The sequence below is a fragment of the Streptomyces sp. bgisy100 genome (assembly GCF_057709105.1).
The window spans coordinates 66,484-75,706 of record NZ_JBYITE010000034.1 but is presented as its reverse complement, the minus strand read 5'-3'; the positions used below and the strand labels follow the sequence as shown (position 1 = coordinate 75,706).

The following is a 9,223-nucleotide window of genomic DNA, read 5'->3' as shown; positions in this document are numbered from 1 at the left end:
CGTGCGGAGCGCGTACGCGCTCCGCAGGGGCGGATCCTTATGTCGGGCATACCGAGTTCTATCGGGCTTCTCACGGATCGTTCAGACGGTTCTCATGCTGCGGGCGGACCGTACATGACATGACCGACACCCGTGCGTATCCCGTTCCTCAGGGCCCGGACCAGGGCGCTTCCGCGTCCCGACCGCCGCTCGACGCCCGGTTTCCGGCAGCGCCCGTCCAGGGGCCGACGCTGCCGCCCGCACCCGGTGGGGGAGGTGCGGGTGCCCGTCCTGGCGGGTGGGGCGGCTCGGGAGGCGGCGTGCCCGGGGCGGCTTCGGAGGCCGGGCCGCCCGGTGGGCACCGCCGGCGCGCCCGCCGGCCCGTGGCGCTCCTCGCCGCCGTCGCCCTCGCGGCGGCCGCGGTCGGCGGCGGGACGGCCCTCCTCGTGGAGCACGCCACCGGGGGAGCGGCCGGCGGCGGAAACGCGGTCGCCGGGACCACGGCGGCGGTGACGACGAAGGGCACGGTGGCGGGAGTCGCCTCCGCCGTCGCCCCGAGCGTCGTGGAGATCAGCGCCTCCTCGCCGGGCGGGAAGTCCACCGGCTCCGGTGTCATCACCACCGCGGACGGCGAGATCCTCACCAACAACCATGTGATCTCCGGTGCTTCGTCGGTCACCGTGACCTTCCACGACGGCCGCACGGCCACCGCGAAGGTCGTCGGCACCGACCCGGACCTCGACATGGCCCTGCTGAAGGCCGAGGGCGTCAACGGGCTCAAGGCGGCGACGCTGGGGAACTCGGACGCGGTGAAGGTCGGGGACCAGGTGGTCGCCATCGGCTCCCCGGAAGGGCTCACCGGCACGGTCACCAGCGGCATCGTCTCCGCGCTCGACCGGGACGTGACCGTGCGGAAGGACGGTGGGCAGCGCTCGCCCGGGGACGGCGACCGCTGGCCGTTCTCCTTCGGGGGCGGGCAGTACAACGGCGAGGTGGGCTCGTCCACCACCACCTACAAGGCGCTGCAGACCGACGCCTCGCTCAACCCGGGCAACTCCGGCGGCGCGCTGGTCGACATGGAGGGGCGGATCATCGGGATCAACTCGGCCATGTACACACCCAGTTCCGGCGGCGGTGCGGCCTCGGGGGCGGCCGGCAGCATCGGACTCGGCTTCGCGATCCCGGTCAACGACGTGCGCGGGATCCTCGACGACCTGCGGGACGGGGACTGAGGGACGGGGTGAGGGGCGGGGACGGAGGCCGCGAGGGGCGGAGGCTGCGAGGGACCGAGGCTTGCGGGGCGCGGGTGAACGGGCCCGCCCGTCGGACGACCGGCTCCGGCGTCCGCGTGCGAGGCTGGTGCGGCGGCGCCGGACCCGCGCACCCCGGCCCGTACCCGGAGGCCGGAGCCACCGGACGGCGACCCGGCTGGTGACCCCGGCTGGTGACCCCGGCGGGTCACCCCCGGCCGGGCACGCACCACCGGCGACGCACCGCACGTACTGTCCGCACCCGCCCGCACCGCACCCGCCCGCACCGCACCGAACCGATCCGCCGCTCCCATCCCCAGGTAGGCACCGATGAGCCCCGCCGAAGGCGACCACCGCATCCTGATCGTCGACGACGAACCCGCCGTCCGCGAGGCGCTCCAGCGCAGCCTCGCCTTCGAGGGGTACGGCACCGCGCAGGCCGTCGACGGCCTCGACGCGCTGGAGAAGGTCGACGCGTACCAACCCGACCTGGTGGTGCTCGATGTGCTCATGCCGCGGATGGACGGGCTCACCGCCGCCCGCCGGCTGCGCGCCGCGGGCCTGACCGTGCCGATCCTCATGCTGACCGCGCGGGACACCGTCGGCGACCGGGTCACCGGGCTCGACGCGGGCGCCGACGACTACCTGGTCAAGCCCTTCGAGCTGGACGAGCTGCTGGCCCGCATCCGGGCCCTGCTGCGCCGCAGCTCGTACGCGTCCGCCGGCGGCGGCCCGGAGCCGGAGGAACGGGCGCTGGTCTTCGGCGACCTGCGGATGGACCTCGGCACCCGGGAGGTCACCCGGCGCGGGCGGGTGGTCGAGCTGACCCGTACCGAGTACACGCTGCTGGAGATGTTCCTCGCCCACCCGCGGCAGGTCCTCACCCGGGAGCAGATCCTCAAGGCCGTCTGGGGCTTCGACTTCGAGCCGAGCTCCAACTCGCTGGACGTGTACGTGATGTATCTGCGCCGCAAGACCGAGGCGGGCGGCGAGCCGCGGCTGGTGCACACGGTGCGCGGCGTCGGGTACGTCCTGCGCGGGGAGGGCGGCGGCGAGTGATCCCGGCCTCCCTGCGCCGCATCCACCGGCTGCGACTGCGCTCCCGGCTGGCGCTGCTGACGGCGGTCGCCGTGGCGGTGGCGGTCGCGGTGTCGGCCTTCGCCTGCTGGTTCCTGACGCGGAACCAGCTGCGCGCCGAACTCGACAACAGCCTCCACAACACCAGCATCCCGCCCGGCTTCGTCGGCCAGCTGCTCCGGAACTGCCGGGACACCGAGCCGAACACCAACAAGGAGGTGCTCCCGGGCATCGCGAGCGGGCAGCTGGTGCTGGCCGACGGCCACCGGTGCGTGGGGATCAACTCCCAGCCCGTCGAGGTCGAGCGGGTGGACCAGGAGGTCGCCGCAGGGGTGCGGGAGGAGGCGCTGCACGACGGCGTCACCGACAGCGGCGAACCCGTACGGGTGCTGACCCAGCAGACCCAGGTGGGCAGCGCCGTCTCCGTGTCCCGGCCGCTGAGCGAGATCGACGGCGCGCTGAACACCCTGGCCCTGCTGCTCGTCGCGGTCGCCGGTGTCGGGGTGGTCGGGGCGGCCACGGCGGGCCTGTGGATCGCGCGGGCCGGGCTCAAGCCGGTGGACCGGCTGACCGGAGCGGTGGAGCACGTGGCCCGCACCGAGGACCTGGCGGTGCGGATCCCGGTCGAGGGCGAGGACGAGATCGCCCGGCTGTCGCAGTCCTTCAACGCGATGACCGCGGCGTTGGCCTCCTCGCGGGACCGTCAGCAGCAGCTCATCGCCGACGCGGGGCACGAGCTGCGGACCCCGCTCACCTCGCTGCGCACCAATATCGAGCTGCTGGTGCGCAGCGCGGAGACCGGCCGGGCGCTGCCGGAGGCGGACCGGCGCGAGCTGCTGTCCTCGGTGAAGGCGCAGGTCGTCGAGTTGGGGGCGCTCATCGGGGACCTGCAGGAGCTGTCCCGGCCGGACGCGGTGGCGGGCAGCGGGCCGCTGGAGGTCGTGGCGCTGCACGAGATCACCGGCCGCGCGGTGGAACGGGCCCGGCTGCGCGGCTCGGGCCTGGCCGTCACCACCGAGCTGGACCCCTGGTACGTGCGGGGCGAGCCCGCCGCCCTGGAGCGGGCCGTGGTGAACCTGCTGGACAACGCGGTCAAGTTCTCCGGCGGCGGGACGGAGGGCGGCGCCGGCGGCCCGGCCGAGCCGTCGGCCGGGGTGTCCGGGGCCGGCGGTGCCGGCCGGGCGGGCGGTGCGGCCCCGGCGGCCGGTACGGGCCAGGCGGGCGTGCCGGCCGAGGGCGCCGGCGCGATCGAGGTCCGGCTGCGGGGCGGGGCGCTGACGGTGCGGGACCACGGCCCGGGGATCCCGGCCGACGAACTCCCGCACGTCTTCGAACGCTTCTGGCGCTCCACCTCTGCGCGGAGCCTGCCCGGATCGGGGCTCGGGCTGTCGATCGTGGCCCGCACGGTGCAGCAGGCGGGCGGCACGGTGACCCTGGAGGCGGCACCGGGCGGCGGCACGCTGGCCCGCCTCGCGCTGCCGGGGTCGAGCGCGCCTCCGCCGGAGACGGTGCCGTAGCGGCCGACCGGGTGGCCGGCCGGCGGGTGACAGGTGGCCCGGGGTCGGCGCCCCGGCCCGGGACCGCGGCAGGGCCACCGCGTAGGCCGCCCGGTTCACCGGACCGGCCACCCGGTCCGGGTCCGGGGACGGGTTCGGCCTCTGCCCCGGCCCTGCAACCTGGCCTGGGGCCGGGCACCGGTTCGGACACTGCCCCGGCCGCGACCGGACCCAGGTTTGGGCACCGGTTCGGCAGCCGCCCCGGCCCCGCGGAAACGACGAGCCCCGCCCGGCGCGGAGGCCTGAGCGGGGCTCGGACAGCAGGTGGCGCGGCGGCGCCGGAGGGGCGTGCGGGCCCTCAGTGCTCCTTGCCGCCCTCCGGCTTCTGCGACTTCTCGCCCTTGTCCTTCTGGCCCTTGTCGTTCTTCCCGGACGGCTCGGGCTTCCCGCCCTTCTTCGCCGGCCCCTTCTCCGGGGCCTTCTTCTCGGCGTCCTTCTTCTCCGCGTCGCCGAGCGGCATGTCCATCCCCGACAGGTCGGCACGGATGCCTTCGCGCTCCACCGAGATGTTCTGGAGGCGGACGTATCCGGGCACCTTCGGGAGCTGGAAGGAGAGGGAGAACCGGTTCGACAGGTCCGGCTTCGTCAGCTGGGTCAGCCCGGAGGCCAGCCCCGGGTCGATGCCGATCTTCTTCAGCAGCCACGGGTGCTCGACGAGGACGTCGACGAGGTTGAGCTTCATCACCTGCTTCACGAAGCGCGGCGCCCCGGTGACCCGGTGCAGCTCCTCCTCGCTGCGCACCGTCCGGTCGATCGCCGAGTCCGGCACGCCGAGCCGCTCGGCCAGCGACGGGATGGAGAGCAGGGCCTTCGCCTGGGCCAGGTTGCGGCGCACTTCCTCGGCACCCTTGCGGGTCAGCCGCAGCCCCTCGCCCTCGCCCTTCCCCGGCCGGTATACGGCGATATCGGCAATGTTGAGCTGCATGCCGCTGATGTCGGTGGCGATTCCCCGGCCGCCCACCCGCCGGATGTGGGCCTCGGCCTTCATGCGCAGGTCGTGACCCGCGACCGGCAGGCTGCCCTCGGCCCGGACGGAGCTGCGCCCCATCTCGGTGAACTTCACCTGCGAGGAGCCCAGCTCCCGGTTCAGGTCGTCGAACGACAGCAGCACGCTGCCCTGCATCCGGCCGATGACCGCCCCCTTGATGTCGGTGGGCAGGCTGCCCTGGAGCTGCACATCGGAGGCGGACGCCTCGACCCGCGCCAGCGAGACGCGGTCGGCGGCGACGTCGGGGATGGCGATGTCGACCTTGTCCAGCCGCTTGTCGGCGATCTGCGTCAGGAAGGGGAAGCCGTGCACGGTCACATCCGGCTCGGTGGCCAGATGCAGCGAATCCTTCAGCTTCTCCTGCGTCTTCTGCTCGGCGTAGAGCACGGCCCAGCGGTCGGCGACGACCAGGAACGCCATGGCCACCACGACGGCCACCACAGCCTTGAGGGCGATCGGAAGGGCCGCGAACCGGCCCCGGCGCCGCCGGCCCCGGCGGTGGTCGGGCCGGGTCCACTCCTCGTCGGCCTGCTCGTCGTCCGCGCGAAGCCCCAGCCCCAGGACGTCGTCCTCGAGGCGCCGGTGTGAGCTGTCGCCGTAGTCCTCTTCGGGGTCGGCGAGCGCTGCGAGGTCCTCGTACGGGTTGCGCACCGACGGCCTCGGCTCTGACTCGGGAGGTCGTGTGGGGGGTCGCATCGGTATATCCGATCACGAACCGCACCCTCGAATGCAAGTTCAGGCGTTAAACCTCGGTTAATGCGAGGGATTTCACGTTGGGGCGGGCGCGGGTGCCGTACCCGGGGGCAGCGGAACCGCCGTGCGCTCCGGAGTGTCCCCGGGCAGGTCGGAACAGGTGCGGCGGCGCTCGGGGCACACGCGGAGGAGCGGTGTGGGAGGCTCCGGGCGGGCCTGCCCGGCCGCCGGTGACCGGCCGCGTTCAGCCGTATACGGCCGTGCGGAGCAACGCCGTTGGTCACTCGCGGGGGTGACGGATGCGGGGGTGACGGACGCGGCGGTGACGGAGGAGGGACCGGGCCGCCGACGGGCGCTCACGCACGACGGCCCGGCGGGATCATGCCCCGCCGGGCCGTACCGGTGTCCGGTGCACCCCGGTGCCGGGGTGACTCCCGTGCGGGGAGGGCCACTTCGCCCGCCCCGCAGGCTGGTCAACCCTCCGCGCGGATCACTTCACGACCGTGGTCCGGGCGGGTCATTTCACGACGGTGATCCGGTCCGCCTTCGGCGGCGCCAGCGGCTGCGCCGCGGACGAGTGCGCGGCGAAGTACGCGGTGAGCGCGTCGAGATCGGACTGGCCCACGAACTTGTTGCGGCCCTCCTTGAACGCCGTGAAGCCGTCACCGCCGCCGGAGAGGAACTCGTTCATCGCGACCCGGTACGTCTTCGACGGGTCGATCGCCGTGCCGTTCAGCTTCACCGAGTCCGCCTCGATCCGGGCGGCGCCGGTCTTCGTCATGTCCAGGGTGTAGGTGAAGCCCTTCGAGACCTGGAGGATCTTCGGCGAGGCCTCGTTCGGCCCGCTCACCTGCTGCTGGAGCGCGGTGATCAGCTGGGCACCCGTCAGGTCGACCGCGGTCATCATGTTGGTGAACGGCTGCACGGTGAAGGCCTCGCCGTAGGTGACCACGCCGTCGCCCTCGCTGCCCGACGCCTTCTGCACCAGATCGGAGCGGATGCCGCCCGGGTTCATCAGGGCGAGCTGCGCGCCGCCCTTGTCGGCCGGGGCCATGGCCTCCAGCTGGGCGTCGCCGATGACGTCGCCGAGCGGCGACTCGTACGTGGCGGCGCCGCGGCCGGGGATGTCGCCGGAGATGTAGCCGACCGGCTTGTTCGCGACCGGCGCGGCCAGCTTGTTCCAGCGCTGGATCAGCGCGGTCATGTCGGCGGCCTTGGGCTGGTCCCGGCGCACCACGTGGTTGGCCGACGCGACCTTGGTCCGCACGATGTCATGGGTGCGGCGGTCGTAGGTGAGCGTGGTGTCGGTGTAGAGCTTGCCGAACGAGGAGGCCGAGGTGACCATCCGGGGCTTGCCCGCCGGGTCCGGGACGGTGCACACGTACGCCTGGTGGGTGTGGCCGGTGACCAGCGCGTCGACCTTCGGGGTGATGCCCTTGGCGATGTCCACGATCGGGCCGGAGATGCCGTCGCCCTGACCGGGGCTGTCGCAGTTGTAGTTGTACGAGCCGCTCGCGGGGGCGCCGCCCTCGTGGATGAGCGCGACGATGGACTTCACCCCGCGCCGGTTCAGCTCCTTGGCGTACTTGTTGACGGTCTTGATCTCGTCGTGGAACTTCAGGCCCTTGATGCCGCCCGCGGAGACGACGTCCGGGGTGCCCTCCAGGGTCAGCCCGATGAAGCCGATCTTCACCCCGCGGTGCTTCCAGACCGTGTACGGCTTGAGGATCGGCTTGCGCGTCTTCTCGTCCGTCACATTGGCGGCGAGGTAGGGGAAGTCGGCTCCCTTGAAGACCTTGCCCTTCTCGAAGCAGCCCTCCTTGGGGTGGCAGCCGCCCTTCTGCATGCGGGTGAGCTCGGTCCGTCCCTCGTCGAACTCGTGGTTGCCGACGCTGGTCACGTCGAGGCCGAGCTTGTTCATCGCCTCGACGGTCGGCTCGTCGTGGAAGAGGCCGGAAACCAGCGGGCTGGCGCCGATCATGTCGCCGGCGGCGGCGGTGACGCTGTACGGGTGGCCCTTCCGCGCGGTGCGCAGCGAGGAGGCGAGGTACTCGGCGCCGCCCGCGTCGATCTTCTGCGTGGTGCCGTCCGGGTTCTGCTGGGTGACCTGGCCGGAGGAGCCGGCGGGCGGTTCGAGGTTCCCGTGGAAGTCGTTGAAGGAGAGCAGCTGCACATCGACGGTGCGGCCGTGTCCGTGTCCGTGACCGCGGCCGTGCCGGTTGCTGTCGGCCCCGGCCGGAACGGCGACGGACAGCGCCCCGGCCGTGGCCGCGAGCACCGCCGCACCGATCGTCAGACGGCGGGCCGTGCGGCGCCGTTGAGGTGTCGCTGACATGAGTTCCCCTTTGTGGACAGCGAGTTTTGCGACAGCGGAAATCGCTGACGTGGTCGAGTCGAGCGGCAGCTTATGGTCAACGCGCGTAGCGTGTCAGGACTCCGGTGGTAACGAGCAGGTTGCGACGGTGTGCCCGGAAACCCCGGGCGGACGGGCCGGGTGAGCGGGAGCCGGGCCGGGGCTCCGGGGCCGCCCGGCGGGCCGTGCGCGACGACGGGGGCGGCGGCCCGCCGGACGCGTCGCCGGGGTCACGGCGGCGGACGGGCGGAGGCGCGGTGTCTCCCTGTGGTGGCAGGGCTCCCCCGGAACCTACGAGTCGTAGGCTCAGGACATGAGCAACGTGGTGAACGGGACGGGCGCGGTGCGGAAGATCGAGGTTCTGGACGAGGTGGCGCCCGAGACGGCGCAGGCGGTCTCGGAGCTGCTGGAGGAGGCCGCCCGGATCGACGGGCAGCCCGCCGTTTCCGAGCAGGGCCGGCTGCAGCTGCGGGGCGGCCGCCGCGAGGGCGTACGGCATCTGCTGCTGTACGCGGACGAGGGCGACGGCGGCCGGACGCTCGCCGGCTACGCCCAGTTGGAGGAGACGGACCCGGTGGAGGCACCGGCCGCCGAACTGGTCGTGCACCCCGGGCACCGGGGGCGCGGCCACGGCCGGGCGCTGGGCGGCGCGCTGCTGGACGCCTCGGGGCGGCGGCTGCGGATGTGGGCGCACGGCGGGCACCCGGCGGCACGGCACCTGGCGCAGGTGCTGGGCATGTCACTGTTCCGGGAACTGCGGCAGATGCGCCGCCCGCTGGCCGATCTCTCGCTCGCCGACCCGGTGCTGCCGGAGGGCGTGACCGTACGGGCCTTCCGGCCGGGGCAGGACGACGCCGCGTGGCTGGCGGCGAACGCGGCGGCCTTCGCCCACCACCCCGAGCAGGGCTCCCTCACCCAGCGGGACCTCGACGACCGCATGGCGGAGGCGTGGTTCGACCCGGAGGGCTTCTTCCTGGCGGAGCGCGAGGGCCGGATCGTCGGCTTCCACTGGACCAAGGTGCACGCCGCCGAACAGCTCGGTGAGGTCTACGTGGTCGGCGTCGTCCCCGGCGCGCAGGGAGGCGGCCTGGGGAAGGCGCTCACAGCGATCGGGCTGCGGCACCTGGCGGCGTCGGCGCTGCCGACCGCGATGCTCTACGTGGACGCGGACAACACCGCGGCCGTCACGGTCTACGAGCGGCTCGGGTTCGTCACCCACGAGACGGATCTGATGTACCGGACGGAGAGCTGAGCCGGGTGGAGAGCTGATCAGGATGGAGAGCTGGTCCGGACGGAGAGCTAGCTAGCCGGACGGTGAGCTGAGCCG

The 9,223-nt window shown here is 73.2% G+C and carries 6 protein-coding genes; 4 read left to right on the top strand and 2 right to left on the bottom strand.

What is annotated here, in order from left to right:
* The first annotated feature begins 119 nt into the window (after nucleotides 1-119).
* The 3 genes from AC3EQ1_RS21870 (at nucleotide 120) to AC3EQ1_RS21860 (ending at nucleotide 3,823) form a co-directional block, all read left to right on the top strand.
* Nucleotides 120-1,211 carry a S1C family serine protease gene (locus tag AC3EQ1_RS21870; RefSeq protein ID WP_432096033.1) on the top strand — a complete coding sequence of 364 codons (1,092 nt, stop codon included), beginning with the start codon at nucleotides 120-122 and terminating at the stop codon, nucleotides 1,209-1,211.
* Between the two features lie 348 nt (nucleotides 1,212-1,559).
* Complete coding sequence (locus tag AC3EQ1_RS21865; protein ID WP_432096032.1) at nucleotides 1,560-2,288, top strand: response regulator transcription factor; 729 nt, start codon at nucleotides 1,560-1,562, stop codon at nucleotides 2,286-2,288.
* The gene (locus AC3EQ1_RS21860) at nucleotides 2,288-3,823 is read left to right on the top strand and encodes a sensor histidine kinase (RefSeq protein WP_432096037.1); all 1,536 of its coding nucleotides are present in this window, start codon (nucleotides 2,288-2,290) and stop codon (nucleotides 3,821-3,823) included. The genes AC3EQ1_RS21865 and AC3EQ1_RS21860 overlap by 1 nt, the downstream gene beginning before the upstream one ends.
* A gap of 337 nt (nucleotides 3,824-4,160) precedes the next feature.
* On the opposite strand, the gene AC3EQ1_RS21855 is transcribed toward AC3EQ1_RS21860, so the two are convergent.
* Entirely contained in the window at nucleotides 4,161-5,501 is a 1,341-nt protein-coding gene (locus tag AC3EQ1_RS21855) for an LmeA family phospholipid-binding protein (RefSeq protein WP_432096031.1), read from the bottom strand.
* Nucleotides 5,502-6,060: 559 nt separating this feature from the next.
* Complete coding sequence (locus tag AC3EQ1_RS21850; protein ID WP_432096030.1) at nucleotides 6,061-7,878, bottom strand: bifunctional metallophosphatase/5'-nucleotidase; 1,818 nt, start codon at nucleotides 7,876-7,878, stop codon at nucleotides 6,061-6,063.
* 331 nt (nucleotides 7,879-8,209) lie between these two features.
* Here AC3EQ1_RS21850 and mshD point away from each other — a divergent pair, with 331 nt between their 5' ends.
* Nucleotides 8,210-9,148: a mycothiol synthase gene (gene mshD, locus AC3EQ1_RS21845; protein WP_432096029.1), complete on the top strand. Its 939-nt coding sequence runs from the start codon at nucleotides 8,210-8,212 to the stop codon at nucleotides 9,146-9,148.
* The last annotated feature ends 75 nt before the right edge of the window (nucleotides 9,149-9,223 follow it).

Coding starts and splice junctions, on each gene's coding strand:
- AC3EQ1_RS21865 (WP_432096032.1), top strand. CDS start 1,560: ATGAGCCCCGCCGAAGGCGACCACCGCATCCTGATCGTCGACGACGAA.
- AC3EQ1_RS21850 (WP_432096030.1), bottom strand. CDS start 7,878: ATGTCAGCGACACCTCAACGGCGCCGCACGGCCCGCCGTCTGACGATC.
- mshD (WP_432096029.1), top strand. CDS start 8,210: ATGAGCAACGTGGTGAACGGGACGGGCGCGGTGCGGAAGATCGAGGTT.
- AC3EQ1_RS21870 (WP_432096033.1), top strand. CDS start 120: ATGACCGACACCCGTGCGTATCCCGTTCCTCAGGGCCCGGACCAGGGC.